At 46.7% G+C, this 26,515-nt stretch carries 33 protein-coding genes and 1 pseudogene; 14 read left to right on the top strand and 20 right to left on the bottom strand.

Annotated elements, in window-relative coordinates:
• Positions 1-69: 69 nt before the first annotated feature.
• From QZV31_RS00155 to QZV31_RS00090, 14 genes are all read right to left on the bottom strand, one after another.
• Positions 70-1,374, bottom strand: coding sequence for an NAD-dependent epimerase/dehydratase family protein (locus QZV31_RS00155; protein WP_295356478.1), 1,305 nt, complete (start codon positions 1,372-1,374; stop codon positions 70-72).
• Positions 1,375-1,399: 25 nt separating this feature from the next.
• Positions 1,400-2,446 (bottom strand): polysaccharide biosynthesis protein, encoded by a 1,047-nt coding sequence (locus tag QZV31_RS00150; protein WP_295356476.1) that lies wholly within the window; start codon positions 2,444-2,446, stop codon positions 1,400-1,402.
• Positions 2,447-2,479: 33 nt separating this feature from the next.
• Entirely contained in the window at positions 2,480-3,046 is a 567-nt protein-coding gene (locus QZV31_RS00145; protein ID WP_295356475.1) for a hypothetical protein, read from the bottom strand.
• A gap of 257 nt (positions 3,047-3,303) precedes the next feature.
• On the bottom strand, positions 3,304-3,669 hold the full coding sequence (locus QZV31_RS00140; protein WP_295356474.1) for a cupin domain-containing protein: 366 nt from the start codon (positions 3,667-3,669) through the stop codon (positions 3,304-3,306).
• A gap of 58 nt (positions 3,670-3,727) precedes the next feature.
• Entirely contained in the window at positions 3,728-4,759 is a 1,032-nt protein-coding gene (locus tag QZV31_RS00135; protein WP_295356473.1) for a GDP-mannose 4,6-dehydratase, read from the bottom strand.
• 3 nt (positions 4,760-4,762) lie between these two features.
• Entirely contained in the window at positions 4,763-5,779 is a 1,017-nt protein-coding gene (locus QZV31_RS00130; RefSeq protein ID WP_295356472.1) for a hypothetical protein, read from the bottom strand.
• A gap of 30 nt (positions 5,780-5,809) precedes the next feature.
• Complete coding sequence (gene gmhB / locus QZV31_RS00125) at positions 5,810-7,114, bottom strand: D-glycero-beta-D-manno-heptose 1,7-bisphosphate 7-phosphatase (RefSeq protein WP_295356470.1); 1,305 nt, start codon at positions 7,112-7,114, stop codon at positions 5,810-5,812.
• Between the two features lie 13 nt (positions 7,115-7,127).
• Positions 7,128-8,105: a GDP-L-fucose synthase gene (locus tag QZV31_RS00120; RefSeq protein ID WP_366508664.1), complete on the bottom strand. Its 978-nt coding sequence runs from the start codon at positions 8,103-8,105 to the stop codon at positions 7,128-7,130.
• A 246-nt stretch (positions 8,106-8,351) separates the two neighbouring features.
• Complete coding sequence (locus tag QZV31_RS00115; protein ID WP_295356466.1) at positions 8,352-8,735, bottom strand: hypothetical protein; 384 nt, start codon at positions 8,733-8,735, stop codon at positions 8,352-8,354.
• 265 nt (positions 8,736-9,000) lie between these two features.
• Positions 9,001-9,168 (bottom strand): YvrJ family protein, encoded by a 168-nt coding sequence (locus QZV31_RS00110; protein WP_295356464.1) that lies wholly within the window; start codon positions 9,166-9,168, stop codon positions 9,001-9,003.
• A 32-nt stretch (positions 9,169-9,200) separates the two neighbouring features.
• The gene (locus QZV31_RS00105) at positions 9,201-9,422 is read right to left on the bottom strand and encodes a DUF2922 domain-containing protein (protein ID WP_093729000.1); all 222 of its coding nucleotides are present in this window, start codon (positions 9,420-9,422) and stop codon (positions 9,201-9,203) included.
• 152 nt (positions 9,423-9,574) lie between these two features.
• Positions 9,575-9,799: a DUF1659 domain-containing protein gene (locus QZV31_RS00100; RefSeq protein WP_295356462.1), complete on the bottom strand. Its 225-nt coding sequence runs from the start codon at positions 9,797-9,799 to the stop codon at positions 9,575-9,577.
• A 153-nt stretch (positions 9,800-9,952) separates the two neighbouring features.
• Entirely contained in the window at positions 9,953-10,579 is a 627-nt protein-coding gene (locus QZV31_RS00095; RefSeq protein WP_295356460.1) for an N-acetylmuramoyl-L-alanine amidase, read from the bottom strand.
• 355 nt (positions 10,580-10,934) lie between these two features.
• A complete protein-coding gene (locus tag QZV31_RS00090; RefSeq protein WP_093728997.1) occupies positions 10,935-11,282 on the bottom strand; it encodes a helix-turn-helix domain-containing protein in 348 nt (115 codons plus the stop codon).
• Between the two features lie 442 nt (positions 11,283-11,724).
• Between QZV31_RS00090 and QZV31_RS00085 the strand changes: the two genes are divergently transcribed.
• The 6 genes from QZV31_RS00085 (at position 11,725) to QZV31_RS00060 (ending at position 17,676) form a co-directional block, all read left to right on the top strand.
• Positions 11,725-12,495 carry a sigma-70 family RNA polymerase sigma factor gene (locus tag QZV31_RS00085; RefSeq protein ID WP_295356456.1) on the top strand — a complete coding sequence of 257 codons (771 nt, stop codon included), beginning with the start codon at positions 11,725-11,727 and terminating at the stop codon, positions 12,493-12,495.
• Between the two features lie 233 nt (positions 12,496-12,728).
• Complete coding sequence (locus tag QZV31_RS00080; RefSeq protein ID WP_295356455.1) at positions 12,729-13,871, top strand: hypothetical protein; 1,143 nt, start codon at positions 12,729-12,731, stop codon at positions 13,869-13,871.
• Positions 13,868-14,644 carry an ATP-binding protein gene (locus tag QZV31_RS00075; RefSeq protein ID WP_295356454.1) on the top strand — a complete coding sequence of 259 codons (777 nt, stop codon included), beginning with the start codon at positions 13,868-13,870 and terminating at the stop codon, positions 14,642-14,644. The genes QZV31_RS00080 and QZV31_RS00075 overlap by 4 nt, the downstream gene beginning before the upstream one ends.
• A 17-nt stretch (positions 14,645-14,661) precedes the next feature.
• Positions 14,662-16,113 carry a replicative DNA helicase gene (locus tag QZV31_RS00070; protein ID WP_295356453.1) on the top strand — a complete coding sequence of 484 codons (1,452 nt, stop codon included), beginning with the start codon at positions 14,662-14,664 and terminating at the stop codon, positions 16,111-16,113.
• Between the two features lie 110 nt (positions 16,114-16,223).
• On the top strand, positions 16,224-16,595 hold the full coding sequence (locus QZV31_RS00065; RefSeq protein ID WP_295356452.1) for a hypothetical protein: 372 nt from the start codon (positions 16,224-16,226) through the stop codon (positions 16,593-16,595).
• Entirely contained in the window at positions 16,588-17,676 is a 1,089-nt protein-coding gene (locus QZV31_RS00060; protein WP_295356450.1) for a HigA family addiction module antitoxin, read from the top strand. Before QZV31_RS00065 ends, QZV31_RS00060 begins: the two co-directional genes overlap by 8 nt.
• Positions 17,677-17,776: 100 nt before the next feature.
• On the opposite strand, the gene QZV31_RS00055 is transcribed toward QZV31_RS00060, so the two are convergent.
• The 4 genes from QZV31_RS00055 to QZV31_RS00040 form a co-directional block, all read right to left on the bottom strand.
• On the bottom strand, positions 17,777-18,583 hold the full coding sequence (locus QZV31_RS00055) for an MBL fold metallo-hydrolase (protein WP_295356449.1): 807 nt from the start codon (positions 18,581-18,583) through the stop codon (positions 17,777-17,779).
• Positions 18,584-18,629: 46 nt separating this feature from the next.
• On the bottom strand, positions 18,630-19,454 hold the full coding sequence (locus tag QZV31_RS00050; protein ID WP_295356446.1) for a polysaccharide deacetylase family protein: 825 nt from the start codon (positions 19,452-19,454) through the stop codon (positions 18,630-18,632).
• A 590-nt stretch (positions 19,455-20,044) separates the two neighbouring features.
• Positions 20,045-20,416: a DUF6864 domain-containing function gene (locus tag QZV31_RS00045; protein ID WP_295356443.1), complete on the bottom strand. Its 372-nt coding sequence runs from the start codon at positions 20,414-20,416 to the stop codon at positions 20,045-20,047.
• Between the two features lie 6 nt (positions 20,417-20,422).
• Positions 20,423-20,914, bottom strand: a complete 492-nt coding sequence (locus QZV31_RS00040) for a hypothetical protein (protein ID WP_295356440.1) — start codon at positions 20,912-20,914, stop codon at positions 20,423-20,425.
• 293 nt (positions 20,915-21,207) lie between these two features.
• Between QZV31_RS00040 and QZV31_RS12940 the strand changes: the two are divergent.
• The 8 genes and pseudogenes from QZV31_RS12940 to QZV31_RS12930 all read left to right on the top strand — a co-directional run.
• A pseudogene (locus QZV31_RS12940) lies at positions 21,208-21,354 on the top strand (integrase core domain-containing protein); the annotation flags it as partial.
• A 57-nt stretch (positions 21,355-21,411) separates the two neighbouring features.
• Complete coding sequence (locus tag QZV31_RS12935; RefSeq protein ID WP_366508662.1) at positions 21,412-21,618, top strand: Ada metal-binding domain-containing protein; 207 nt, start codon at positions 21,412-21,414, stop codon at positions 21,616-21,618.
• Between the two features lie 127 nt (positions 21,619-21,745).
• Positions 21,746-21,952, top strand: coding sequence for a hypothetical protein (locus QZV31_RS00035; protein ID WP_295356437.1), 207 nt, complete (start codon positions 21,746-21,748; stop codon positions 21,950-21,952).
• Positions 21,924-22,388: a DUF2335 domain-containing protein gene (locus QZV31_RS00030; protein WP_295356434.1), complete on the top strand. Its 465-nt coding sequence runs from the start codon at positions 21,924-21,926 to the stop codon at positions 22,386-22,388. Before QZV31_RS00035 ends, QZV31_RS00030 begins: the two co-directional genes overlap by 29 nt.
• A gap of 336 nt (positions 22,389-22,724) precedes the next feature.
• On the top strand, positions 22,725-23,216 hold the full coding sequence (locus QZV31_RS00025; protein ID WP_295356431.1) for a peptidoglycan recognition family protein: 492 nt from the start codon (positions 22,725-22,727) through the stop codon (positions 23,214-23,216).
• 18 nt (positions 23,217-23,234) lie between these two features.
• Entirely contained in the window at positions 23,235-23,429 is a 195-nt protein-coding gene (locus QZV31_RS00020) for a hypothetical protein (protein ID WP_295356429.1), read from the top strand.
• Positions 23,426-23,716 (top strand): 3D domain-containing protein, encoded by a 291-nt coding sequence (locus QZV31_RS00015; protein WP_295356427.1) that lies wholly within the window; start codon positions 23,426-23,428, stop codon positions 23,714-23,716. Before QZV31_RS00020 ends, QZV31_RS00015 begins: the two co-directional genes overlap by 4 nt.
• Positions 23,683-23,895 (top strand): Lar family restriction alleviation protein, encoded by a 213-nt coding sequence (locus QZV31_RS12930; RefSeq protein WP_366508661.1) that lies wholly within the window; start codon positions 23,683-23,685, stop codon positions 23,893-23,895. The genes QZV31_RS00015 and QZV31_RS12930 overlap by 34 nt, the downstream gene beginning before the upstream one ends.
• Before the next feature lie 190 nt (positions 23,896-24,085).
• On the opposite strand, the gene QZV31_RS00010 is transcribed toward QZV31_RS12930, so the two are convergent.
• Both QZV31_RS00010 and QZV31_RS00005 read right to left on the bottom strand, forming a co-directional pair.
• Entirely contained in the window at positions 24,086-24,634 is a 549-nt protein-coding gene (locus tag QZV31_RS00010; RefSeq protein WP_295356425.1) for a hypothetical protein, read from the bottom strand.
• Between the two features lie 591 nt (positions 24,635-25,225).
• Positions 25,226-26,416, bottom strand: coding sequence for an IS256 family transposase (locus QZV31_RS00005; RefSeq protein ID WP_093731167.1), 1,191 nt, complete (start codon positions 26,414-26,416; stop codon positions 25,226-25,228).
• Between the last annotated feature and the right edge of the window lie 99 nt (positions 26,417-26,515).

Raw genomic sequence — 26,515 nt, 5'->3', positions numbered from 1 at the left:
CGCACTACCCTTATATAACATTTCCGTGATTACAATCATTATAATCACGGAAATCATAATTTACAATATTTACTTCACCACCGGTTCCCCAAAGGTATCCGGATGATTCGGGTCAAACATTTCATTGGCCCACATTACAGTAACCAGTTTTTCTGTATTCGATAAATTAATAATATTATGTGTATAGCCCGGCAGCATATGGACAGCCTGAATCCTGTCACCGCTCACTTCAAACTCAATGACTTCGTCCGTACCAATCTTCCGTTCCTGAATCAGACCGTGACCGCTGACCACAATGAAGAACTCCCACTTGCTGTTATGCCAGTGCTGGCCCTTGGTGATTCCCGGTTTGGAAATATTTACACTGAACTGTCCATGATCCACCGTCTTCAGCAGCTCCGTGAAGCTACCCCGGGCGTCCGCATTCATGCGCAAATCAAAAGCAACCTTTTCCTTCGGCAGATAGGAAAGGTACATGCTGTACAGTTTCTTTTCAAAGCTGCCCTCCGGAATGGCAGGCATAACCAAATTCTTTGGCTGGTCATGGAAGGTGTGCAACAGCTCCACAATCCGCCCCAAGGTAGCCTTGTGGGTCACAGGGGCGCCGCAGTACCGGCCGTTTTCACACCACAAAGGCGTCAGGCCATCGAAAACACATTCCTGTGCCTTTTCACCATCCTTGCCATCATTTATTCCATGGCACAAACCATCGTGCATAACGCAGGCAACCGTTTCCTCTGTTTTCGGATACTCACACCGATGCGGTTTCCCTTCCAATGCGTCATACATTTCCTCGATCAAATCATCAATGAACAACATCTCCAGCTCCACCGCCGGGTCGTTCACCGTAATAGGCAAATCGTTGGCAATGTTATTGCAGAAGGTACCCACAGCCGAATTGTAATTGGGCCGCACCCATTTGCCCACCAGATTAGGGAAACGGTACACATACACAGTGGCGCCGGTTTCCTTTGCGTAACCAAAGAATAACTCCTCGCCGGCCTTCTTGCTGAGCCCATACTCCGACGTGCCAAACCTGCCCGCCAAGGTAGCCTGCAGGGAACTGGACAACATCACGGGACAGGTATTTTTATGCTTTTTCAGCGTATCCAGCAAGGTGGAAGCAAAGCCAAAGTTACCTTCCTTGAACTCTTTCGGATCCTGGGGACGGTTCACCCCTGCCAGATTGAACACGAAATCACAGTCAGCACAGAACGCATCCAGTTCTTCCAATGTATTCTCTCTGTCGTACTCATAAATCTTATCAATCTTAATGTTCGGCCTGGTACGGTTCTTCCCGTCCCGGATGTTCTTCAAATTTTCCACTAAGTTCCTGCCCACAAACCCGGCAGAACCGGTCACCAGAATATTCACGAAAGCAGCCTCTCTTTCATCCCAGTTAATTATGCCTTATCCCTTCCAGCTCTTCCTTCACATAATCCGTGGTCAGAATCTTCTTCACGACCCCTTCCACATCCAGTCGTTTGGTATTATGACTGGTGTAACTCTCATCCGCCTGGGTCTCTACCTTGCCCTGCACAAAATACTTGTCATAATTCAGGTCCCGGTTATCAGCGGCAACGCGGAAATACTTGCCCATATCCTCTGAACGGAGACGCTCCTCTCGGGTCATCAGGGTCTCATACAGTTTTTCCCCGTGGCGCGTACCGATAATGGTCGTACCCGTATCACCAAAGAGCTGCTGCACCGCCAGGGCCAAATCCCCAATGGTGGACGCATCCGCCTTTTGAATAAACAGATCCCCCGGATCGGCGTTCATAAAGGCAAAACGCACCAACTCTACCGCCTCATCCAGGTTCATCAGAAAACGGGTCATCTCCGGATTGGTAATGGTAATGGGATGGCCGGCATGAATCTGGTCAATGAACAGCGGAATCACCGAACCGCGGCTGCACATGACATTGCCGTAGCGGGTACAGCAGATCACCGTGCCGCCCCGTTCCGCAGCTACACGGGCATTAGCATAGATGACATGCTCCATCATGGCCTTGGAAATGCCCATAGCATTAATGGGATACGCCGCCTTATCCGTACTCAGGCACACCACCCGTTTTACCCCGGCATCAATGGCCGCATGGAGTACGTTATCCGTGCCTTCCACATTGGTCTTTACCGCCTGCATGGGAAAAAACTCGCAGCTGGGCACCTGCTTCAGGGCCGCTGCATGGAAAATATAATCCACCCCGGGCATGGCATCCGCCACCGAACGGGGATCCCGTACATCACCAACATAAAATTTAACTTTCTTAGCATGCTCCGGATACTTGGATTGCAATACATGCCGCATATCATCCTGTTTCTTCTCATCCCGGGAAAAAATGCGAATCTGTTCAATATCGGATACAAGAAAATGCTTCAAAACTGTGTTCCCGAAGCTTCCCGTACCTCCTGTGATTAATAAAGTTGCACCGTTAAATGCCGACATACTGAAGCCCTCCGCAATACTTGTTGAATCAAATTATACAGACAAACTACACCCATTTTCAACCATGCCATCCTCCGGCACCGTCACATGATTGCCAATGGTCAGCGTACTTCCAATATGGGCTCTCCTGCCCACATGAGCATGGGTACGCACTACCGAATTCGTATAAATCAAAACATAATCGTCCACCACGCTGTCCAGGTGAACCTCCACACCGGCATTTAAGATGACGCCATTACCCACTTTGGCATTGCTCTGCACCACCGCATTGTTCAAAATAATGCAACCCGTGCCAATCGTCGCATAGGGACTGATATAGGCAGAGCTGACAATGATATTCGGAAAGTCATATCCAATCGCCGCAGCCTCTTTGTAAACCTTTTCCCGCAGCGTGTTGTTTCCGATCACCACAACCAGTTTTTGATATTCACCAAAAAGTCTGGCAATATCTCCGACTTTACCAACCACTTCCGCGCCATTGATGATAGCACCCGGCTCATAGCCGTCATCCACAAACGCACAGTCGAAAATCTGTTGTGCATGTTCCAACACAACCCTGCCAAAGCCGCCGGCCCCTACCAGTAAAAGTTTCTCTCTCATCTGTTTTGCCTTTAGATTCATTAAAAATATAAAGTATAGTAATTAACATACAAAAATCGCATTCGATTATTTTTTTATTATATCATATTATAAATAGTCTTTGTCATAAGCAATTTTTTTCTACAAATTTTTAACCACATTTTTCTTAAACCCGATAGAAACACCAACTGAATGGTGTCCCAGATTTTTCGTTTTCATGCCGTTTGAACTGTGGCTGAACATATATCCCAAGCCACACTCGCATATTCGCCCTTATCTCATTGCAGCCAGATATCTTTATGGCTTTCGTCCAACTCAACGCCACGGCTATACATGGAAACAAGCACAGTATCTTCCGTATATTCAAATGAATGAAAGACATTCCTGTTAATGCAAAAAAAATCTCCCTGTTGGATAGAATACTCTTCCTTCAGATCCTTCGTTTGCCATACCACTAATTTAAACGCGCCGGAGACAACGTAGAACGCCTCTCTGTTAAATTTATGATAATGCCCGCCACGTACGGATCCCCTTACAGAAGTAATAACATTAACCTGTTTCCAACCGTCATGCACCAGTTGTTTCAGACAGCCGGCCTCATTTTCAAACACAAAATCAGGCGCTAAAAACTCAATCAAATTCATTTTTTCTCCTATATTAAATAATTTGTTTTATACAATTAAATACAATACGTTTTCCCTGTCATCTGGTAAGGAAAACCTCTCCTTTCCCCACTCTGTCCCTCCAGTAATTCAGCAGATCATGCATGGTGGTATCAAAAGAAATTTCGGGTTCCCAGCCCGTATGCTCTTTAAACTTTCTGCAGTCCGGCACCTGCAGATCCGCATCGATCGGACGCAGTCTTTCCGGATCCGTCACAATCTGAATGACGTCTTTCTTTGAACTGAAGGAGATTAGCGTATTCAGCGTATCTCCCACCTCACAGGTGTAAGAACCCCCGATATTGTAATATTCGCCCGGAACCGGATCCACGGTTACCAGCATATAATAGGCACGCACTGCGTCCCGCACATCCGCATAGGTACGCAGCGACTTTAAATTACCTACCTTAACCACCGGTTCAATGATGCCGGCTTCAATCATGGCAATCTGCTTGGCGAACGTCGACTCATGAAACACATCGCCCCGGCGCGGACCCGTATGTGTGAACATGCGGGTGGTTATAACCGTCATACCAAATGCCTCCGCATAATAGCGCCCCAGCAAATCCGTCCCTACCTTACTGATCGCGTACGGGCTTGCCGGATGGAACGGGCACTCCTCATGAATGCCGGTTTCCGGCTTCTTTGCCGCCGGAATTTTTCCAAAAACTTCAGAAGACGCGCATACATGGATCACCGGCTTATACCCTTTATCCTGTTCCATGGCCAGCCGGAACGCTTCCAGCAACCGGCATGTACCGAGGATGTTTGTATTCAGCGTATCGATGGGCGCAGTAAAGGATGTAAGCGGATAACTCTGGGCGGCCAGATGAAACACATAATCCGGCTTAACTGTATTGACCAGATGGATCAGGGACAACTCATCGTTCAGATCCGCATATTCAAAAAATAACCGGTCCTTCCGGTTCGCCCTGTCCAAAAGATGCGCAACATTATCCAGAGGACTGCGCCACCGGCAGACCCCATAAACATCCCAATCCGTATTTGCCAGTAAAAAATCCGCCAGGTGGGACCCTACCATTCCTGTAATACCCGTAATCAATGCTTTCATTCTTTACACCCCTTTCCTGTCACGAACAGGCAGATATTCTTCCGGCGAATAATAAATAATCGTTGTACCGCTGTTTTCAAACTCAAACGGAACATAAATCAAATCCGCCAGTTCCCGTTTTACCGCTTCCGTCCTGTCTTCCGGAACATAAAACAGCAAAAAGCCCCCGCCACCGGCTCCCAGAAGCTTCCCCCCCAGGGCGCCAGCGCAAACGGCCTTCCTGTATATATCATCAATCTCATCCGTGCTGATCTTCCGGCCCGTTTGTTTTTTTAACTGCCATGTATAGTCCAGCAGTCTGCCAAATTCATCCAGGCTTTTGGTTTTATCCACCAGAATCTTTTCCGCTTCGTCTACAAGCTGCTTCATCTCCTGTAATTGTTTCGCCTTATCCCGTATATGGCTGCAGGTATCATTCTGAATATCCGCCGAAAAACGGGAAAAGCCCGTAAAAAACAACAGCAGTCTTTGATTCAGCTCCTGCTTTCTTGCAGGCGAGATGATAACAGGATCTACCCGATATCCGTCTTTAGTAAAACTGATCCGGTTCAAACCGCCAAATGCCGCTGCGATCTGATCCTGCAGTCCGCCGGCTTCTTTGCAAAGAACACGTTCCAGATAAATGGCTTCATCCGCCAGCCTCTTTTTACTGACATATTTGCCCTTTAGCGCATAAAACGCGTTCAGCAGTCCTACCGCAAAGGAGCTGCTGGTCCCCAGACCGGTTCTCGCAGGCAGATCCGCGTCATAGGTAATAACCAGTTCATGCATATCAAGAAACTTCATCGCCTCGCGTACCATCGGGTGTTCTATCTCATCCGTCCGTTCCACCCTTTCGATACGGGAATACGTCACCTGGCTTTTATATTCAAAAAACCGCGGCAAATGACGCACCGTCACATAACAATATTTATCAAACGTGGAAGATAAAACAGCACCCCCGTATTCATCAAAAAAATCCGCCATATCCGTGCCACCGCCAAAAAAGGACATGCGGAAAGGGGTCTTGGTAATGATCATGACTCCGGTTCCTCCAAATAAAATTAATTTTTACGGCAAATACTGCAGAAAATCCTGCAAGGACCGGACGGTCACATCCTGCCCGAAGGCTTCCTCACCAATCAAAGCGGTGCGGCAGCCGGCAGCCTTTCCGGCTTCTATGTCGTTCTTCCCGTCGCCCACCATCCAGGACTGCTGCAAATCAATATTCAAATCTTTCGCCGCCGTCAGCAGCATGCCCGGTTTCGGCTTGCGGCAGCCACATTCTCTTTTCAGCTCGGCAACTTCGTTGGGAAAGCCCTTATCCGGATGGTGCGGACAGAAATAAATCGCGTCCAGATACGCGCCCTCGTTCCCTAACAGCGTCTCCATCTTATTATGGATCTCGCGAAGCTGGTCTACCGTGACTTCTCCTCTGGCAATCACAGGCTGATTTGTTGCAACCACAGCCAGATATCCTCTCTCATTGATTTGCCGAATCGCCTCCGCCACACCGGGCAACAGTTCAAAATCGTCTATATTGCGAAGAAAACCCACATACCGGTTAATGGTTCCGTCCCGGTCAAGAAACACCGCCTTTTGCCTGTTCAACAGGTTTCTCGAAGTGATCCTGCCCTTCTCATAGTCTTCGCAAACGTTTTTAAATCTGTCAGGCGTGCCCATGTCTTTCACATATTCGGGACTGTCATAGCAAAACAAGCGGCCGGTACGGCAGAGGGGTTTTAAAATCTGCCGGTCCAGGTCAACCTTAAAAATCCTGCCGCTTCCATCCACTTGGGAACTGATCAAGCCGGCATCGATCCCACTCATATCCAGCACCACCGGATTGATAATATGCAGCCCGGCATTCACACAGTTACTGTACCACCGGGGCCGTTCATCTTCTTTGGCAAGCCACTGGGTAACCCTTCCGGTTTCATCCGCAATCAGCAGCCCACTGTCATAGGGATGACTGTTCGCATGCACAAACAGCGTCGCCAGCCCGCCTTTCGCCTTATGGTACGCAACAAACCGATGGAAATCAACATCAAACACCGCATCTGCATTCAACAGAAGAAAATCTTCCGTTAGCTGATCCCGGAGCCGGAACAGGGAGCCGGCATTTCCCAGGGGCGTCTCCTCTATAAAATAGGAAATAGTTACACCGAACGCTGCACCGTCCCCAAAGTACCGAATAATATGTTCCGCAAGATGGGAAACCGTAATAATAATATCTGTGAACCCCTGTCGCTGAAGGCATTCAATCTCCCGTTCCAGCACAGGCTTCCCGCCAATTTTTATCATCGGTTTCGGAATATCAGAAGCCACCGAAGAAATACGCGTTCCCCGGCCTCCTGCCATAATCACCGTCTTCATCGCCGTCTCTCACCTATTTACGATAGTTATCTTTATTGATCTTATAATCCTCATAGGTTTGCCGCAGCCCTTCTTCAAAGCTGATGATAGGTTTCCAGCCCAGTGCAAAAAGCCGACTTGAATCAAGCAACTTCCGGGGGGTTCCGTCGGGATGAATATGATCATAGACGATTTTTCCCTTAAAGCCCACAATCTCCGCAATTTTCGCGCCAAGCTGTTTCATCGTCAAATCAGAACCGCAGCCGATATTGATCCATGAAAGCCCCGGCGTATCCGATTCTTTCCCCGGATCCCCGGAATAATGCTGCATTAAAAAGAAGCAGGCGTCCGCAATATCATCGATGTGAAGAAATTCACGCATGGCCGAACCGGTCCCCCACATAACAACCTGTCCGCTTCCCGTTTCCTTCGCGTCATGGAATTTGCGAAGCAGGGCCGGAATCACATGGGAGTGTTCCGGATGATAATTATCCCCGGGCCCGTAAAGATTACAGGGCATCACCGAAATAAAATCCGCTTTTTCCGGATGATGGGTATTCAGATACTCGCAAAGCTTCAGCCCGGAAATCTTGGCAAGGGCATATCCTTCATTGGTAATTTCCAACGGTGAAGTCAGCAGATATTCCTCTTTAATCGGCTGGGGGCAGTCGCGGGGATAAATGCAGCCGCTGCCAAGGAAACAAAACTTTTTAACGCCGGTATGAAACGCTGCCATAATCGTATTAAACTCTATCATGGTATTAATATACATAAACTGGTCCAGCGCTTCCCGGTTCGCCTGGATGCCGCCCACTTTGGCAGCCGCCATAAAGACAAAATCCGGCTTTTCCTGTTCAAAAAATTCTTGTACCATAGCCTGATCGGTAAGGTCCAGTTCTTTATGGCTTCGCGTCACAATATTGGTAAATCCTTCCTTTTTTAACTTACGAACAATGGCAGAGCCCACCAGGCCATTATGCCCCGCTACGTAAATTTTGTCGGTTTTTTGCATAACATGTTTTGTTCTCACAATTGTTCTCCTTTACAATACTTAGTTTCCCGCCTTACCGGCAAAAAACAACACCGCTTGCTTCAATGGCAATGTAACGTACTATATTACTAAATATTATAGCAAATTAAAAAACATAATAAAAGAAGAATACGGACAAATTACAAAAAGCCCGGCATCCATCAGCCGGGCTTTGAAAATATGATAAGCAGTATTCAATTAACACTATCCATACAGATTTAACGCAATCTAATTCCCCCTCAGCACTTCGTCCCTCACAGCTTCCTCCGCCAACTGCATATCCCGGTACATCTTTACCGCATTTTTTATATGGGTAGGCCGCTGCGAAAGCATCAGCCAGAAAATGGTATCCGTTCTTTCTTCCCGTTCCCACTCCGCTTTCGGCATGGGCAACCGGTCAATATCCTGGGCCAGATGACGGAAGGCTGCCGTAACGGCGTAGCAGAGATCCCGGGTGCGTTTTCCCTTCCAGTTGTACTGGTCCCGATACATCCAGCTTTTGAACCGGGGCAGGTACACCCACCGTTTTCCGAAAATCGCCTGTAACCGCAGGGCGTTGCCAAAATCCGTTAACGGCAGGTCCATCAGTTCCTTCAACATTTTGTTCGTCATGTTTAATCCTCCCCTATTTGTACGGCACATTGCGTACAACTTTTTTATTTTAATATGTTTAACTGCAGCCCCTAAGGCTTCACGGATTATGCAAAGTTAAAAAAACATTTAAAATAATAGGTAATTTTGTTGATTTTATTATAGGTAAGACGCCGGCAAAAAACCGGCGTCTCCTTTTACCACTCTTGTTGCGAAGCTTCGCCGTTTTGTTGACACGTGCAACTTACACCTGTCTTCCCGGTTCAGCCTCGCAACGTACCCGCCTTCACTTTTTCGGCGCTTCGCCCCGCAGGGCGGCGATGTTGCAGCTCAGCTCCCCGATGACTTCCGTCAGGCCTGCCAGCTTGTTTTCCATACGCACCAATAAAAACCAGCTCAGCACCATAGGGAAACCGAAATCCTTAATAAAACCAAATACTTCGGAAACGTCCATCCGCAGCCTCCTATTCTATTGCAGGCCGAAGGTTACTCAGCCACCACGTCCCGGGTGACGGTGCGAAGACAGCCTTCCACGGCTTCCACCAGGTCGCCGCCGGTAGAATTGAACACATTGTTTTCCACTACCGTCTGCATGGCGGCATCGATTTCCGCCTTGGTCACGCCTTTCTTCGGTTCCTCAATGTTCAGGGTCACTTTCTTGCCAATTGCATTTTTAAACACTAAATCCAGATCCGTATCGCTTTTCATAGTATGACTCCTCCTTTTACTCTTGTTGCTGCGCCGGGGTTGTCCCGCCTCCCACGATTCGGTGTGCCGCACTTTACTCTGTACAGCGTGGCTTCCCTCATCGACTGGGATCCTTCCGGGATAAGCCCCGGCGAATTACCAAACCTCAACAATCACTCTTCACTCAACGTCGCCCGCTCAATGACGGTCAAGCCGGTAATCTCGTTGTCGAAGAGACCGCCCAGGGCTTTGCCGGTAGCCAGCAACTTGTCCGGTTCGGCGTCCGGTTTCACGTTGGAATAGGTGTAGCTCTTGCTTACCGGGTTCCCGTCTGCATCCTGACCACGGGAAATGGATACGCTCAGGCTGCGTTTTACTACATTCATGACTGCTGCCATGTAATCACGTCCTTTCTTTTTCCTTTGCGCCGGTGATGTCCCCTCCCACGACCCGGTACGCCGCACTTTACTCCGTGCAGCGTGACTTCCCTCAACGATCGGGGCCTTTCCGGGACACACCCGGCGCACTAAATCACTGCATACAACAAATAATTAGGCTTCTTCCGCAGTATCCAGATAATACTGCGCCTTGGCCCGCAACAGCAGGCCGCCGGGGTACAGCGCGCCGCCCAGGGTGTCGGGTTCCGGCAGAAACCACAGGTCCCAGCGCATGTCCGGGTCGCCGTCGCCGGGGCCGTAGCCGTCCACAAAAGCGATTTCGCAGTGGGTCATCACCGTGTCTTCCGCAAGGGGCAGGCACAGCTCCCGGCAAAGCAGCGCCACGATTTTAGCCATCGCCTCAATCTGCTTCCGGGTAGGCGGTTCTTCTCCGTAATCGATGACGGCGCAGTCCGTCCGGGCCAGGTGGTCGTTTTCATAGGCCACGTCCAGCAGGCTGGCATCTTTCCCGGCCGGGGCCCAGCAGTGGGCGTCACAGCCGCACAGCAGGGCGATGCCGATGGCGCCGGTGTTGTGCATCCAGGTGTGTGCCTTAAAGCTTAAAAAGCTTTTGCAGTTCAGGTACACCGTGCCGTCCCGGTCAATACAAATATGGTAAGCATCTTCATTATGACCGTAGTGACCGCCGGTCCAGTGGAGAAAGATGCGGCGAATGCCACTGCGCGCTTCCCGGGCCATGTCGCGGATCATTTCTTCCGTTGCAGGGTTTGAATTGAGCATGAATAACACCTCCTTCCGTTTTATAGTGCGCGGGACTGTCCCGCCTCCCACTCCTCGGTACGCCGCGCACGCTTCGCTTTGCGTGGCTTCCCTCGTCGACTGGGACCCTTCCGGGACAGCCTCCGCGCCTTAGTGGCCAATCTCAAATTTCGGTTTCAGCCCGGGACCCTCACGGGACAGCACCCGGGGCTGTAGAAGCCGAATGGTTTATTTTGGCCCCCACTTATATACTCCGGCAAGGGTCCAAAATATGAGGATAAATTTTTAATTTTTTTTGCAAAACGAACAGCGTCCTGCCAAAATTGTTGACAAGACGCTGTTCCGCTATGTATTATTCAGTTTTAGTCCTTTTCCATTATTTATTGTTGCGTGTCAGTTTTTTGCGCAGTATGTTGAACAAGCCCTGAATGTAATCTTCCACGATTTTCCGGCAGGCCGGACACAAGGGCAGAATCTTCAGAAAGGCCAGCTGCAAACCTTCGTCAGATCTTTTTTGTAACTCCGGCACTGCTTGAATGATTTTCCAGTGGGCCTCACTAGGCTCGAACTTCTCCGTTTCCCAGTCGGAAACTGCATTCTTTGAAGCGCCAACCACAAAACCAAATTCACTTTGGTTAAGGCCTGCCTGTTCCCGTATCAGCTTGCATCGCTGTCCCTTCGATAATCCTTCTATGTTTTGTTTGCTGTTCTCCTCCATGATCATTCAGATCCCTTCTCTCGTACTTGTAAATTTTCAGCCATAGCCGCCGTAACCGGGGACTTATCATGGCGGAACCATGACAGCGATCCCATTCCGACAGCTGACTGCAACAGGAAAACATGGCTATTGTAAAACTTTAATTTTCGCTGTCAACAGGAAATTTCGCAAGTTTTCGCCGTTTCAACTCTTCCGATTTGTTTTTCAAACTAATAATTCTACCGTTCCAAGTAAATTCCAAGTTTATCAAAGTTAATTCCAAGTCCTTTTTTGTATATACAAAAAGAAAATCAAAGTAAATTCCAAGTTTTCAAGGTGCACTCATGATAAGGGCCTATTGACAAAATCTTTGGAAACATTTATTCTAAAAAAGTCGCTACATCGATAGTATGCTTTCGCGATATTAAGTATATTCATTTTCTAACACAGTTATACGGAGGTAATTAGCATGGACAAAACAATAAGCAAAAATGTATCCGGATTCACAAACAACAGCGAGGCTTCTGACCAGCCGGCTTTTGTCAGCAACCGATGGCAACCCGACTGGCCCGATTACACGATTGACATAGCCTGGCCCCAAACTCCCCCTGATTTGCTGTCCATCCCTGCAAACCAGCTGAAACAGCTGATGCTGCAGGCCCGAGCCTATGACCCCAGGGCCATTGAGATCTTCACCACACTGGCCATGCCCATTGCCAAATACTACAGCAGCCTGCCCAACGTTGTATCTGTACTGGGGAAAGACGAAGCGTACAGCATCGCCAACCATACCATGATGGACTTTCTGATGCACGAACGGTTACGGAAAGAAAAGCAGGATATTCCCACCATGCTGAAACGGTCCATCCGCTGCGACCTGATGAACCAGATCGACCGGATCAAAAACCGAAGGTACTTCGAAACATCCAGTAAACCGGGAAACAGCAGCCAGTCCGAGGATGACGACGACAATACCGATGTCATCGCAAATTTACCGGCTGACACACGATTAGGTCCGGAACACCAGACACTGCTGGCAGAGCAGAAACATCGGGTACAGGAATGTCTGAAATATCTGAGTCCGAGAGAAAAGCAGGTAATCCATGGAATTTTCTACCGTCAGCTGAGCGTAGCTGAAATTGCCGGGGAACTGCATTGTTCCAAATTATGCGTAAGCACGGCCAAATATTGTGCCCTGAAGAAGCTGCGCCGCATTTTTGAGGAGCAGCATGTTGTATAAGTGTCGGGGTGTCCCTTGATTTTTTAACTGATACCTTACTCCGGGTGTGTCCCGTCTCCCACTCCTCGGTGTGCCCGTGCCGCATTTTCACAAATTGTATAAGTGCCGGGGGTGTCCCGCCTCCCACTTCCTCACTGCGCACGCTCGCTACGTTCGCGTTGCTCGGTGTCGTCAGACTGGGACCCTCACGGGACATCCCCCGGCACTAACTTACAAAAATTGGAGGTAAAACTTTGAACTTAGAAATAGCCATCAAAGAAAAAGACAACGTCGTCAAATTGAAAATCACTTCTCCGGACAAACCGTTGGTGATTGAATTAACAACAAACGATTTGGGTACGCCTGTAGCAGTAGCTACTGAACAAAACGAAAGCGTCTCGCCCGCCACAGAAGCTGCGACGACAGACGAGACGTTAAAGGCGGAGACCAATGCCCTTGCCGCCAAACTGGTTGCTATGAACCGGGAATATGAACGGGTGAAAAAGGCAGCGTACCGGGCGGGCATAAGGCTGAAAGAAAACCTGAAAGCGTTAGGCCAGACCGCAGCTATTTCAGCAGCCGGCAGTCCCGGTCTTGCACTGGCAGGTGTCCCCTGCGCGGTCCCCCGTGTCCCGGAGGCTTGTCCCCAGGGCATGGCGACTGTCCCCAAGGGCGACTTCGCTGTTCTGGGGACTTGTCCCCAGAATGTCCCTAACAGTGTCCCCGGGGACACTTGGGGACAGTGGGCAGAGGATACTACTTATACTAATACTTATAATATTAATACCAAATCAAAAACCACATCTACCATGTCTGACCCTGTTATGTCCCGCAAAGAAACAGCAACAACCAACGCCCTCTCCCCGGAACCGGTCGGCAACTGCCTGCCTTTTGTTCCGGAAAATAATCCGCACCGGTTCATTCCGCTGGCCAACTTACCAGAGGTGTATCAGAACCTGTTACAGGCATGGAACCAGCTGCCTCTGCGGTCAAAGCTGAAAGGCCTGTACCCGGATATGATGGAAAAACTGCATACTCTGCTGCAGGAATTCGGGGAAGCTACCCTGCACAAAGCGATCCGCATGGTTGCGGACAGCCCTTTCCTGCTGGGGAAAAGCTCTAACAGCAGCGGCTGGGTCATTTACTTTGGCTGGCTGCTGAAGCCGGGCAATCTGCAGAAAATACTGGACAACAAATACCGGAACCGGGAGCAAGAGTGGGGACAGAACTATTACGGCGCCACCTGTCCCGAATACACCCCCTGGACAGACACAGAGAGCTGCTATCTGGATCCCGGCTTTATGACGGAGGGGCTGACAACCCTGAATGAGCATACGCGAAGCTGTCTGGAACAGGCAGCCAAACTGTTGGGACTGAAAAAGGAGAATGCCGCATGAACGAAATGAAAACAGAAACACCAGAAGACTCCACCGAGGCCCTGATCCGGTATGAATACCGCCGCAAAGCCTTCTGCGGGCTGGACACTATGTGCTACTGGGACTTTGCCCACGACAACGGAGAAAACCCGTTCATCACCAATACGGGCCTGCAGTACGTATACAACTACAAGGAAATGAAAGAAGAAGGCATGGGCATCATGTACTTTGGGGGCGCCGGCGCCGGCAAAAGTTATGCCGCCGCCCAGATCGTCAACGCCCTGACGGACGCAGGCTACGACTGCCTCTTCACCAGCTTCCGCAACATCCTGACCGAGCTGGGCACCCTCAGCAACGAAGGCAAACGGAACTATCTGAACCAGCTCTTCCGCAAAGACCTGCTGGTCTTCGATGAATACGGCTGCGAAGGAGAAGGAAATTACAGCAACCAGATGGTGCTGTACATCATCAGCAACTGCTACCAGCGCCATATCCCCATGCTGGTCACCACCCCCTACCACAGGGAAAGCCTGGTGAAAAGCAACAACGCCCTGCGCCTGCAGACCTTAAGCCGCCTGTGGCAGCGCTGCTGCTGTGTCCAGGTGGTCGCGCCACCCAGCCGCCGTCACCAGACCCAGGAGCAGATGAACAAAACGGAAGCCTTGCTGAAAGGCCCCGGCCCCTGGTATGAAGAACCGGACAATTATAAAGAGCCCTGCCAGGAAGAAAAGGAAAAGGTTCGGCGGAAGGAAGAAGCGAAGCTTAAGGCAATCGAAGCGAAGAAGAAAAAATAAAGGAGATAATATTTACCATGCAAGAACGTGTACCCGCCCAGAACATTGAAGCGGAACAAAGTGTGTTAAGCGCTATCCTCATCGATAACAGCGTTATTGATAAAATAGCAGAAATTCTGAAGTCCCCTGACTTTTACCGCATTGTTCATCAGATCATTTACCAAACCATGCTGGATATGCACGCCAAGCACCAGCCCATCGATATGATCACCCTCATTGAAGAGCTGAAAAACCAGAACAAGCTGGATGACGTAGGCGGCGTCAGCTACATTACCCTGTTGGCCAATATCGTCCCTACGTCCGCCAACGCCCTGCACCATGCCCGCATCGTGGTAAACAACGCCCTGTTGCGGCAATTGGGAGAAAGCGGCGCTGCCATCACCGCCCTGAGCTTTGAAAAAGAGGAAGATATCCAAAGCCTCATCGACCGGGCGGAACAGACCCTGCACTCGGTCTCCCTGCGGAAACACGGCAAGGCCTTTGTGCCCATCCACGATATCCTGACCCACACCATGGACCGGATGACCGACCTGCAGACCGGAGGTACCACAGTTACCGGCCTTTCCACCGGCTTTGCAGATTTGGACCGACTCACCACCGGCCTCCACCCTTCGGATTTCATCATCTTAGCCGCACGGCCTTCCATGGGGAAAACAGCCCTGGCTTTAAACATTGCCCAGAACGTAGCCCTGCGGGGCGCAAAAGAAAAAGAGGCCCCCAAACGGGTAGCCTTCTTCAGTCTGGAAATGAGCAGCGACCAGTTGGTACAGCGGATGCTCTGTACCGAAGCAGACACCAGCCTGAAAACCCTGGCTGCAGAGTCCGGCACAGGAGTCCGCTCCGACTGCCCACAGCCGGAAAACTGGAAACAGCAAATCAGCCAAAATTCACACAACAGCAGCGCGCCGGCCAACTCCCTTGCCCAATGGAACCGGCTGTGGGAAGCAGCCGCCAAATTGGATGAAGCCCACATTTTTATTGACGACACCCCGGGCCTTTCCATTCTGGACCTGCGAAGCCGTGCAAGGCGTTTACAGGCGGAAGGGGGACTGGACTTTCTCGTCATCGACTACCTGCAGCTGATGCAGGGCAGCCGCAGCCGCAAAGCCAACGACAACCGGCAGCAGGAAGTGACAGAAATCAGCCGGGGCTTAAAAGCCCTGGCCCGGGAACTGCAGGTACCCGTGCTGGCCCTCAGTCAGTTAAGCCGCAGCGTGGAACTGCGCCAAAGCAAGCAGCCCATGCTCAGCGATCTGCGGGAATCCGGCTCTCTGGAACAGGACGCAGACATCGTCATGTTCCTCTACCGGGAAGACTATTACAAAGGAGCCGAAGACACCCCGAGCCACATTACGGAACTGATCGTGGCCAAGCACCGCAACGGCCCTACCGGGCGAGTGACGCTGTTCTTTAAGGAAGATTGTACGAAGTTTATCAGTTTAACGAGAAGAAAAAAGGAGTTTGATTAAAACATAAAGCAAGGACTTTACATCTTGCTTTTCCTATTTCTCATTGACTAAGTAAGATGAAAACGCTATAATAAAATTACCTTTTAGGTAATTTTATTATAGGAGTAAACATGGACCTTATTTATACGACAGAGAAATTACGTAAACTCTGTCAGAGTACAAGCATTGCTACAAAGTTTTTTGGTGGGAAAAAAATCCTTGCAATTAGCCTGGCAGCCAGAATCAATGCACTGCAAAACGCGGTAAGTCTTAAAGATATTATCGTTCAAAACCAATTTTGCTTCCATCAACTGAAAAATAAGAACGGCAAAAATCTGAATGGCTACTTTGCTATTGATGTGAAATCACGCACCGATCCGTGGAGAATTATCCTACGCCCGTTAGACAATAATAAAAGACCATTTGTTCCATGTCATATTGATGCAATCGCCGAATATGTAGAAATAGTAGAAATAAGGGAGGTAAGCAAGCATTATGAGTAACTATATCGAATATAACGATAAAATTGCATTTCATCCCGGGTACTATATCAACGAGGTCATCGAAGAAAGCGGGCTTACCCAGTATGATTTTGCCAAAAGACTGGATACGACACCAAAAAATATTAGCTGTCTGGTAAACGGTGAACAAAGCCTCTCTGTTGATATTGCCATGAAATTATCCAGAATGCTGGATACCAGTGTAGAATACTGGCTAAACCTGCAAACCGCTTACGATACCGTCACCGCTGAAATAAAATCTGATAAAGCACTACAGGAAGAAAGAAAGATTTTTAATTATCTGGATTATAAATATTTTCAAACTAATTTTGCTCTTCCATCGCTTCCAAGAAAAAAAGACCTGCAAATTGAGCAGGTACGCAAATTTCTTAATGTTTCTACTCTTTCTGTTTTTAAGGATAGAAACATGACCGTAAATTTTAGAAGCAGTACAGCGGAATTAACCGAGTCTAATATTGTCAAAGCAAATATTATGGTTCAAATTGCAACCAATCAGGCATTAAAAAAACCTGCCCCAAAATTTGACAGGAACAAACTTAATGATGCTATAAAGTATGCACTAACATTAACAAGCGAGCATCAAAATTTTTACCCTTTGATTTACAAGGCATTCTTTGACGCAGGCGTAAATTTTATAATTTTACCAAATCTAACCGGATCAAAAATTAACGGTGCAACCAAAAAAATTAAAAATAATATCATGCTTCTGGTAAATGATCGGAGATTAAATGCCGATACTTTCTGGTTCACATTGTTCCATGAAATCGGACATATCGTTCATGGAGATTTTGGAATCACTTTTGACGGAAAAAACTGTCATGCTGAGGATGCCGCAGATATTTTTGCGGAAAATATGCTAATTCCCCTTGACGCCTATCAAAAGTTTTTAAACGAACACGGGCATGCCATCACCGTGCAAAACATTTCACATTTTGCAAATCAAATTAACCGAGATCCCGGTATTGTCCTTGGTCGACTGTTAAATGACGGTCACATTGATTACCGTGACGAACGTTTTAAAACACTGCAAAAAAAATATAAGATATGTACCAAGGTTAACTGACCGGCAACAAGCCGGTCTTTTTTTCAATAGTCAACAACAATTGTACAAATTCAGAAAAAAAGTTTTTGCACCAAAATGCAAAAACTTTATAGATTTATCCTTATTCTACCTCCAACTTCAACCCCACCCCCACCTCAGTGAGGGGAAGTGTGTTCATCATCTCGTGTTTCGCCGCGAACGATACGCAGTGGCAGGGGTACAGCATCCCTTTCGTATAGTGTTCCAGAAAGCGAATCGTTTCCGTAAGCTGCTGATTCTTTTTCAGCAGATGGAATCCGCCGATGATACCGGAAACCGTTTTATGCCTGCTCATTCGCAATGCCTGCAAAACAATATTGCAGATTCCGCTGTGAGAACAGCCGGTAACGATGAAGACGCCTTCCTTCCCCTCATAGGCAAGGGCCGAATCATCCATCACAAAATCGGCCTGCCCGGTATCCGTACATTCACCAATCGGCTCCCTGGATTCAAAGGAAGTGACTCTCGGGATTTCACCGAGAAAGGTCAGCCGTTCCGTAATCTTCACCGGTCTGCTGCCGTCAATCACCTGCAGACCGTGGTCAATACAATCCTGCCTTGAAAAAGGCGCGCCTACATCCACACCCATGTACCTCTTCGGCACAAAAACGCCCGAATGAGCCACCAGCTTAACATTCTTCAAGTCGTATTTATCCCATAAAAACGTAAGGCCACGGCTGTGGTCATTATGCCCGTGGGAAAGAACAATATACGTCAATGCGTTCATATCAACCTGCATCTGTTCCGCATTGCGGAGAAACGCATCGGAGTACCCGGTGTCAAACAGAATTTTCTCTGCCCCGTCCTCAATATATACACTGAAAGCGGGCTCGCCAAGATAATACTGATCGATATAGGTGTTGTTGTCCATAAGAACTGTAAGTTTCATAGGGTTTTACCTTTGGAATTGCAAATAAAGAAATCATTTCCCATCTTCACCTGTTCCTGAATATAGACTCAATATGCTCGTTCCAACTGAACACCCCGTAGCGCTGCAGCGTATACATAGTCTGCTTTTCCTCCGGGGAAACCTCGGCCAGAAACGCCATATCATAGTGATTTTTCACAGCCGCCAGCACGGCATCGTTAACCTTGCCTTCCGGATAGGCCAGCGCATAGACCGGTTTTCCCAGCACCTTTTCCAACGCGGCCCGGGATTCCCGCATCTCAAAGTTGACGCTCTGCGCTCCCATCTCCGCCAGATTTTCATGGCTGACCGTATGCGAGCCGATCTTCATCCCATTCGCCTGCATCTCCCGCAATTCATCTGCCGTCATCCGGTTGTCGTGCCCAATGGTCCCGCTTACCACAAAAAACGTGCCCGGTACCTGCTCTTCCAACAAAATCGGGTACGCATACCTATAATTATCCGCGTAGCCGTCGTCAAAGGAAATCAACACCGCTTTTTCCGGCAGTTCTGCCGTCCCCATCCTAAACTGCTGTAAATCGCTTACATCAATAAACTTGTATCCGGCTTTCTTAAACTCCTGAATATGCCGGCGAAAAACCTCCGGCGGCACATTCAGAAGATCCTCTTTCCGAGCCGGCCGCACCTCATGGTAGCACAAAGCCGTAATCCGCGGAATTTCCGGTGTAGTTTTCTTTACCAGCTGCAGCCTCTTCATCTCCTGCCGCACATCCGGCCCGTAAATGCTGCGGGCCAGGGTTCCTAACAAAGAAGAATCCTGCGCCAGCCAGCCCATGTGACAGGCCATGGAAAACAGCCCGGTACATAAACAGATAATTCCTGTAATAATCAAACACTCTCTGAATTCTTTGTCCATAAATTATAACGGTAATTTATACAATAACTACAGTCCTGCCCACCGCTAACAGCTATCTTTTCTGCTTCAGCCTGATTCTTATATTGTGTAAAAAGGCTCTACCATAAAACAACAAGTCATTGGTATATGTCCAGCCACACAGATAGTATATTTTAAAATACTCTTTTTTTATCTATAGTTGTATTAATAACTTCAAAGTAGTAATTTTCATTTAGTTCAATCCATGTTTTGGGTTTTGGAATCGAAATTCTCTGCAAAAGAATTTTATTGCCAATATTTCCAAGCACATACCCAGATATTTCTTTAACAAGCGTGTCTTACCACAATTATTTGCTCCCACAAATACGTTAATACGACTCGGCTAATTAGTATGCCGTTTTTTTAACAAAACCTTTTGAATTTTAAATTCATAATGATTGCCGTTAATCTCTGTGGTACCTTCCATTTTTACTCCCATTTACAACCATACAAAACTAACACTCACTTCCACAAAACCTTAAACGTTAGGAAGTTTCTTAGCGCTGATATTACCATCATCAAACAAACAGTTATCAAAATCGCTCCCATTATTGTCTTTCCATAAAGAAACAATACTCCAGTTTTTTTACCTGGCTTTCGCCTAATGAATAAATCCAAAAATGGATAAACAGTTTTTTACCGTTAAATATACCGATTTCAATAGGTTGTTTTGTTCCCGTTCCTAATGAATTGTCAAAACCAAAACAGGCAAACTTAATCAATTTTTTAGTACTATCATAATCAACTTTTAAATCGCTTTTCCCTTTATCTCCCTTTGGGAATAAGAATTCAATAGAGAAAGCGAATTCGCCATTTAACTCTATGTCTAATTTTACGGAATCATCATTTAAGTAATTAAACGCTGTGCCTGAATCGACAATATCATATACAGAACTCTTTTTTTGTATAGACACTTTCATATTACTTTATTCCCCTTCCTGTCTTTCAGTACCGAATGGTTTTCCCTGTATTTCAATGTCTTCATTATTTAAAATTTTACCTTTTCCACTGTTCTCCGGTGTTTCAGTAATTACATATTTATTAGTATCATTTATAGCTATTACACAAGATCTTATTTGATCCGTATCAGACTTAATTGCGTCAATTTTTTTAGTAATCTTCCCAATAAGAGTTTTTATATCTTTTCTGACATTTGTTATTTCAACTACCTCATTTTCAGCCCTGTTATATATTAACTCCATCCTAGCGCTTCCAGCTATACTCATACCAATTGCAATTATTGATAAAATTATAGAGGAAATTGTTGCTGCGAACGAAAATTCAGCATAAAACTGTTCATTAGACTTTGTTGCCATCGCCCAAATTATGACAAGGAATAAAATGACAATTATAAATATCAAAGCAAGTATTATAAGATCCTTTTTGCAATATTTGGACTTTTTTTCATCTTTATTCATTTTCGCCTCTTTGCCTGCCCCCGTTTTATGTAACATTTGTCTTTTTGACCTTTTGTATATACAATAAAACTCCTTTATCTTCTTCGCAGCTATTTTATTCTAACACAATCAAATATGTATGTAAAGCATTCACTTTAGAGTATCCCCCAAGTCTACAACTTATTTCCCCTCTCCCATAAAATCCTCCATCGTCAAAGAAAATTCGGAACTGATCTCTTTCCGCTTCAACACAATTCGCACCGTAACTCAGAAAAAATTCCCATCCGTTATTAGCGCCGGGAATTTTTAATCACCGGGAGGAGTATCTTAACCTGCACTGGTTCAATAATCTCCAGGAGGCACGGGAGATAATCACCCGATGGAAAGACGAGTACAATATGGTTCGCCCGCATAGTGCGCTGGGCCAAAAGACTCCGGCAGAATATGCGCAAACATTTTGATTATTGCAGCTATACTAAAATTCCCCGTGGTACATAAAACGGGGGCAGGTCACACCGATGAAACGCATACTCGCACTTACCGCCGTCCTAATCCTGATCTGTTCCACCGCCCTCGCCTATGTCGGGAACCGTAACACCCGCAAATTCCACCACGATACCTGCGGTTCCGTCGCCAAGATGAAACCCAGCAACAGGGTTTACATAGAAACCCGCGACGAAGCCATCGCCAGCGGCTATGTTCCCTGCCAACGCTGCAGGCCATAACTGAATTATTCACAGGAATATTTCTTTTTTTATTGAACTTTATGATAAAAAGTGGTATATTAAAGTGTACAAAAATGCTATTCAAATTGCTGATTGAAACTATAACAAATAATAAGGAGGTGCTTCTATGAAAAAACTACAGAAAATAGTGGCTATGGTAATGTGCGGTTTTTCGACATTTACCATTTTTCCTACTGTAAATTATGCTGATTACTACACCAAAGATGCATCTTCTTTGATTTCAAAAGCTTGGTACAAGACAGGAAGCAATTTAAAGAAAGCTATGGAAAAGGTGATAACAGAAAGTGAAGAAGCAGCAAAACAAAAAATTTAATGGTAAGGAAATCGCAAAAGATCAGGCAACAGGTCCAGCGATTCCAATAAATAATTCTCCTCTGCCCCAACAACAGTTTATTCATCAGGAAAGTTTTGCCGGACCGTTACCTCCGCCTTCTATATTGGCCGGATACCGAAATATTGATGCAACGTTTCCCGAAAGAATTCTCAAGGAATTTGAAGATTCTTCCTCACACATTCGCGAGATGGATAAAAAAGCCTTGCAAGCAAAAATAGATTCTGTTAAAAGAGGGCAATATATAGCCTGTGGTTTGTCTTTATTGTTGATAGGAATGGTTTTTTATTCGCTCCACTTGGGCAACACGACTTTCGCAGGTGTGGGTTTCTTAGCCTTTTTTACTATCATAATTACTGCTTTTGTAAATAGAGATAAAAAAAATCAGGAAACAGAAATCCCTAAAAGCGAAAAATAACCTGGCTACCATTTTGGTAACCAGGCTTTTTTATTGCTGTTTTCTTCCATTTTATAAGTACTTTAATAAAATGCTTTCTCTGTAAACTTATGAAGAAACCCCTGATAATACCGGTATAGAACAAAGTTCTATACCGGATTTTTATTGAAACGGAGGGTCGCAAGATGGTTGATTATGAAAAAATCGTACGAGAAGAACTTGAAGGTGTACGCGAAACACAGAAGTATGTTTTGTTTGAGCAAAAGGTGGTTCTGCCAGCAATATTATTGTTTTAATTATCTTGTTATCACTCCTTGTTCATTATTATATCATACCTGATAAACGGAGGCATTAAAAATGAAAGCACCTACAATTAAAGATTATAATTTGCAATTCACTAACCTTTTGCGCCGCCCGCGCACCGTCATGATCGTCGTGCACCACACCGGTGATCTTGTTGATAATGACCTGTCCGCCGAGCGGATCCACGCCATGCACCTCATGAACGGATGGGCCGGCTGCGGCTACCATTATATCATCCGGAAAGACGGGACGATCGAAGAAGGCCGCCCGGAATGGGCTTCCGGTGCACATGCGGAAGGATATAACAGCAACTCCATCGGCGTCCACCTTTGCGGTAATTTTCAATATACAGAACCCACTGAAGCCCTAATTGAGGCCGCGGCCTACCTGATCGGCTGGCTGTGTGACAAATACGACCTGATCCCGGACAAGCGACACGTAGTCGGGCACTGTGACCTGATGCCCACCGCCTGTCCCGGCCATTTCCTGTATGAAGATCTGCAGCTTATCCGTGGCAAAGCAATCTGGTACCAACAGCATTACTAATGAAAGGAAGGTCAAAAAATGCTCAGTAAAGGCGATAAGGTTGTTATGAACGATAAATATTACGTGTCATTAAAGAATGCCGGTAAAGTCTTCACCGTACGGGAAGGCCCGCAAATGGTCTGCGGGACAATGTGCGTGTGGCTTGAGGGTTATTGCGGAGCATATGCAGCGGATGGATTGACTAAGGTGGAAGAAAGCGTGGAACAAAAATGAAAAAGCTGATTTTGTTAACTGCTTTCTTCCAGACTCTGAACTGCAGCGCCTACTGCCACACAGGCAACCCCACCGCTTCCGGCGTCATGCCGCAGCCCGGGACGTGCGCAGCAGATCACTTGCCCTTTGGAACGCGGGTCACGCTGCCGGATGGGCGTGTGCTGGTTGTGACAGACCGATTCGGCGGCGGATATAAAGACCGCTTGGACATATTCATGGAATCAGAAGCTGCCTGCTGGCAATTTGGACGGAGATGGATGCAATGCAAAATCGAAACGCCGAACTAAAAAAATGTCCGTTTTGCGGAAACGCAATAGTTGAATATGGAGCATACATCCCAGCAGGCAGTAATGTGCAATATTTCATGTGTTATTGCGTCCTATGTGGCGCACACGGTCCACAATCCATAAAGAAAAACAGTAAAGAAGATGCTGCCAGATTGTGGAACAGAAGAGGCGGTCATTAAGGAGGAAATCATGTTACCTAAGATACTGCAGCCACACGATGAAAAAGAAAGTCGCTCCATCGAAACACAGCTCAATGAAGCGAAAGAAATATTAGCTACAACTCTGTTAGCAATAACAGTCCTTATAATTTCGTTGATGGCTATCTTGATTGAAATACATTTGAAAGAAGGCTTAGAGTTTGCAAACATCCTACTCCAGATTGTCGCCACCTTTTCCTGCATTCGCTTTTTCTTCATATCCTGCTTTTATCGCAGGCCGTAAAAAATAAATACCTAAACAGTAAATGTTAAAAAGGGTCCTTGCTACAGTTAAATATGCTATTCCAACGGGTATCTCACCGTTCAGACTATACATTGAATAAAAGTAGCATATTATCTCTGCAATTTTATCGAGGAATTGTACTTTATTTGGAATATTCTTCCAGATTCGATAAAAGCCAATCACATAAGGAGAATCCAAGGTTTCAGAATCAGATAAAAAACCAAATATCCTTTCAAGGGCTTCCTGTTTCTCTTCATCATTGCTTATTTCTTGGCCAGTTATATCATACCATTCAAAAGTTAAATTAGCCCATCCAGCTAGGTGGGAAACATTGTCCACATATTCTGGGTTCAAGAGTGGTTGCAGTCGCTGTAGTTTTTCTGCAAACTCCATTTGCCTATCAAATGCAGAGTGCCCAAGGATTCCTGCAAATTGGTTAAACGTTGAAAAATACCTGGCGTGTTCAGAAGCCATCATGTACGCTTTCCAGATCGCATGCTGGCGTGGACCTATCAATGATGCGTTGCTTATTGATTTTGCCATCATTAATGCAAATATGTCTGCCGGTGTCTGTACATCGCACATGCGACGAATCCTTTCCTGGTTCTCTAAAAACCTCATAATTTCTGGCGAAAACGGAGTATATGGATTAGAAATACTGCAAATAATACTCACTCTCCCTTCGTGATGATTTTGGCGCAAACAAATTATATCATGTCAGGGGAAGTAATAAAAGTTAAGCCTGAAGCCCACAAGTAGGCTGACTTTCGCTGTCCAAAATATACAGCTTTTATGCATGATTTTGATAGATTTATGCAAAAAATGAGTGAAGGAGTTCGTTAATCCTTTTTTTCAGCGATTTCTATAAGCCGCTTCATTACTGCATTCTTGAGTTCGTTAATCATTGTACACAGTTCGTTAGTCCGTCCACTCCAGAAATACACCGTACTTTTTCTGTCCTGACTTTAACAAGCGTTTAACAGCGAATTGAAGCACCTTTGAACGGTCTTTAATAGATAGTGTCAATAGTTTTGCGCAAATTTTAAAATCCCCTTGTAGTGGTTGAATTCAATCTATATACTCATATGATTCATCTGCGATTTCGTTCAGATGATCCATATTCATATAATTCTTGCACCCCCAGCGGCTGTTTGCCACATAACGAAGTCTGGCACAGACTAGCATCAAGGCGCTTGCTCCATCGGGAAATGCGCCTATGGCCTTCGTCCGTCGTTTAATCTCCCGGTTGACCCGCTCCATAGCATTGTTGGTACGGATCTTACGCCAATGCTCTGTAGGAAAGTTCATATAGGTCAGAGTTTCCTCTATGCCTTCTTCAACTTTTCTGGCAGCCGCAGACAATTTCATCTCACGAAGTTTATCGGCTACCTGTCTGGCTTTCTCCCGTGCTGCCGCTTTGCTTTCCTGGGCATGGATTGCTTTAAGCATTAAGCTCACGACACGCATCTTCTTCCGGGGTGTTACCGAGAAGATATTTCGGTAGAAGTGTACAGTACAACGCTGATATGCGGCATCCGGGAAGACTTCGGGTATAGATTCCAACATACCCAGGTTCTTATCTCCGATAATAAGACGAACGCCCTGCAGGCCACGGCTTTTGAGCCAGATAAAGAAGTTCTTCCAGCTTTGCCTGTCTTCCTTGAGGCCTTCTGCTGCACCAAGAATTTCTCGTGATCCTTCTTCGTTTACACCGATGGCAACCAGTACAGATACGTTCTGGATCTCGCCACCCCAACTGCGTTTTAAGTAAATGCCATCTACATAGACATAGGGATAGGCCCCGGTGAGGGGACGTGTACGCCAGGCTTCGATGTGTGTATAAGCCTTTTTATTTAAGTTGCTGATTGTGCCCGGCGATACCTTTGTGCCCCACAGGGCTTCGGTGATATCCTCCACACGACGGACGGATACTCCGGCCAGATACATTTCGATGAGTGCTTCTTCCACAGAGGTTTCCCTGCGGCGATAGCGTTCGATAATCGCTGTCTCGAAGGAAAGCCCTTTTAGCTTAGGAACTTTTAAGTCTACATTACCGGCAGTGGTCTGCAGCTTACGGTTGTAATGACCGGCCCGGTAGCCCTGACGGTTTGCGGAACGCTCGTATTTCTGTGCATTAACGAGATTCTCCGCTTCGTGATCCAGTAAAGCATTCAGTGTTTCTTCGACACTGTTTTTTACCAAATCCTTTAATTCATTATGGATTAATTCTTGATTCAACTGTATAATATTGTTGGACATGGGTAAATCCTCCTTGTTGATTTGGTGTGGTAACTTAATTCTACAAAAGGATTTACACCATGTCTATTTAATTTTGCGCAACTTATTGTACCTTATCAA

This window comes from uncultured Succiniclasticum sp., from assembly GCF_902793885.1.
Taxonomy (GTDB): Bacteria; Bacillota; Negativicutes; order Acidaminococcales; family Acidaminococcaceae; genus Succiniclasticum.
The sequence above is the reverse complement of the archived record's forward strand: the minus strand, read 5'-3'. Positions and strand labels throughout refer to the sequence as shown.

What these genes read in the sequence shown, in the direction of transcription:
- QZV31_RS00040 (WP_295356440.1), bottom strand. Translation starts at nt 20,914, where the DNA reads ATGAATAAAGATGAAAAAAAGTCCAAATATTGCAAAAAGGATCTTATA.
- QZV31_RS00075 (WP_295356454.1), top strand. Translation starts at nt 13,868, where the DNA reads ATGAACGAAATGAAAACAGAAACACCAGAAGACTCCACCGAGGCCCTG.
- QZV31_RS00135 (WP_295356473.1), bottom strand. Translation starts at nt 4,759, where the DNA reads ATGAAAGCATTGATTACGGGTATTACAGGAATGGTAGGGTCCCACCTG.
- QZV31_RS00010 (WP_295356425.1), bottom strand. Translation starts at nt 24,634, where the DNA reads ATGATGGCTTCTGAACACGCCAGGTATTTTTCAACGTTTAACCAATTT.
- QZV31_RS00085 (WP_295356456.1), top strand. Translation starts at nt 11,725, where the DNA reads ATGGACAAAACAATAAGCAAAAATGTATCCGGATTCACAAACAACAGC.
- QZV31_RS00065 (WP_295356452.1), top strand. Translation starts at nt 16,224, where the DNA reads ATGGACCTTATTTATACGACAGAGAAATTACGTAAACTCTGTCAGAGT.
- QZV31_RS00120 (WP_366508664.1), bottom strand. Translation starts at nt 8,105, where the DNA reads ATGCAAAAAACCGACAAAATTTACGTAGCGGGGCATAATGGCCTGGTG.
- QZV31_RS00020 (WP_295356429.1), top strand. Translation starts at nt 23,235, where the DNA reads ATGCTCAGTAAAGGCGATAAGGTTGTTATGAACGATAAATATTACGTG.
- QZV31_RS00045 (WP_295356443.1), bottom strand. Translation starts at nt 20,416, where the DNA reads ATGAAAGTGTCTATACAAAAAAAGAGTTCTGTATATGATATTGTCGAT.
- QZV31_RS00105 (WP_093729000.1), bottom strand. Translation starts at nt 9,422, where the DNA reads ATGAAAAGCGATACGGATCTGGATTTAGTGTTTAAAAATGCAATTGGC.
- QZV31_RS00090 (WP_093728997.1), bottom strand. Translation starts at nt 11,282, where the DNA reads ATGATCATGGAGGAGAACAGCAAACAAAACATAGAAGGATTATCGAAG.
- QZV31_RS12930 (WP_366508661.1), top strand. Translation starts at nt 23,683, where the DNA reads ATGGATGCAATGCAAAATCGAAACGCCGAACTAAAAAAATGTCCGTTT.
- QZV31_RS12935 (WP_366508662.1), top strand. Translation starts at nt 21,412, where the DNA reads ATGAAACGCATACTCGCACTTACCGCCGTCCTAATCCTGATCTGTTCC.
- QZV31_RS00005 (WP_093731167.1), bottom strand. Translation starts at nt 26,416, where the DNA reads ATGTCCAACAATATTATACAGTTGAATCAAGAATTAATCCATAATGAA.
- QZV31_RS00140 (WP_295356474.1), bottom strand. Translation starts at nt 3,669, where the DNA reads ATGAATTTGATTGAGTTTTTAGCGCCTGATTTTGTGTTTGAAAATGAG.
- QZV31_RS00145 (WP_295356475.1), bottom strand. Translation starts at nt 3,046, where the DNA reads ATGAGAGAGAAACTTTTACTGGTAGGGGCCGGCGGCTTTGGCAGGGTT.
- QZV31_RS00150 (WP_295356476.1), bottom strand. Translation starts at nt 2,446, where the DNA reads ATGTCGGCATTTAACGGTGCAACTTTATTAATCACAGGAGGTACGGGA.
- QZV31_RS00015 (WP_295356427.1), top strand. Translation starts at nt 23,426, where the DNA reads ATGAAAAAGCTGATTTTGTTAACTGCTTTCTTCCAGACTCTGAACTGC.
- QZV31_RS00070 (WP_295356453.1), top strand. Translation starts at nt 14,662, where the DNA reads ATGCAAGAACGTGTACCCGCCCAGAACATTGAAGCGGAACAAAGTGTG.
- QZV31_RS00130 (WP_295356472.1), bottom strand. Translation starts at nt 5,779, where the DNA reads ATGATCATTACCAAGACCCCTTTCCGCATGTCCTTTTTTGGCGGTGGC.
- QZV31_RS00110 (WP_295356464.1), bottom strand. Translation starts at nt 9,168, where the DNA reads ATGGACGTTTCCGAAGTATTTGGTTTTATTAAGGATTTCGGTTTCCCT.
- QZV31_RS00095 (WP_295356460.1), bottom strand. Translation starts at nt 10,579, where the DNA reads ATGCTCAATTCAAACCCTGCAACGGAAGAAATGATCCGCGACATGGCC.
- QZV31_RS00035 (WP_295356437.1), top strand. Translation starts at nt 21,746, where the DNA reads ATGAAAAAACTACAGAAAATAGTGGCTATGGTAATGTGCGGTTTTTCG.
- QZV31_RS00100 (WP_295356462.1), bottom strand. Translation starts at nt 9,799, where the DNA reads ATGGCAGCAGTCATGAATGTAGTAAAACGCAGCCTGAGCGTATCCATT.
- QZV31_RS00060 (WP_295356450.1), top strand. Translation starts at nt 16,588, where the DNA reads ATGAGTAACTATATCGAATATAACGATAAAATTGCATTTCATCCCGGG.
- QZV31_RS00055 (WP_295356449.1), bottom strand. Translation starts at nt 18,583, where the DNA reads ATGAAACTTACAGTTCTTATGGACAACAACACCTATATCGATCAGTAT.
- gmhB (WP_295356470.1), bottom strand. Translation starts at nt 7,114, where the DNA reads ATGAAGACGGTGATTATGGCAGGAGGCCGGGGAACGCGTATTTCTTCG.
- QZV31_RS00115 (WP_295356466.1), bottom strand. Translation starts at nt 8,735, where the DNA reads ATGACGAACAAAATGTTGAAGGAACTGATGGACCTGCCGTTAACGGAT.
- QZV31_RS00025 (WP_295356431.1), top strand. Translation starts at nt 22,725, where the DNA reads ATGAAAGCACCTACAATTAAAGATTATAATTTGCAATTCACTAACCTT.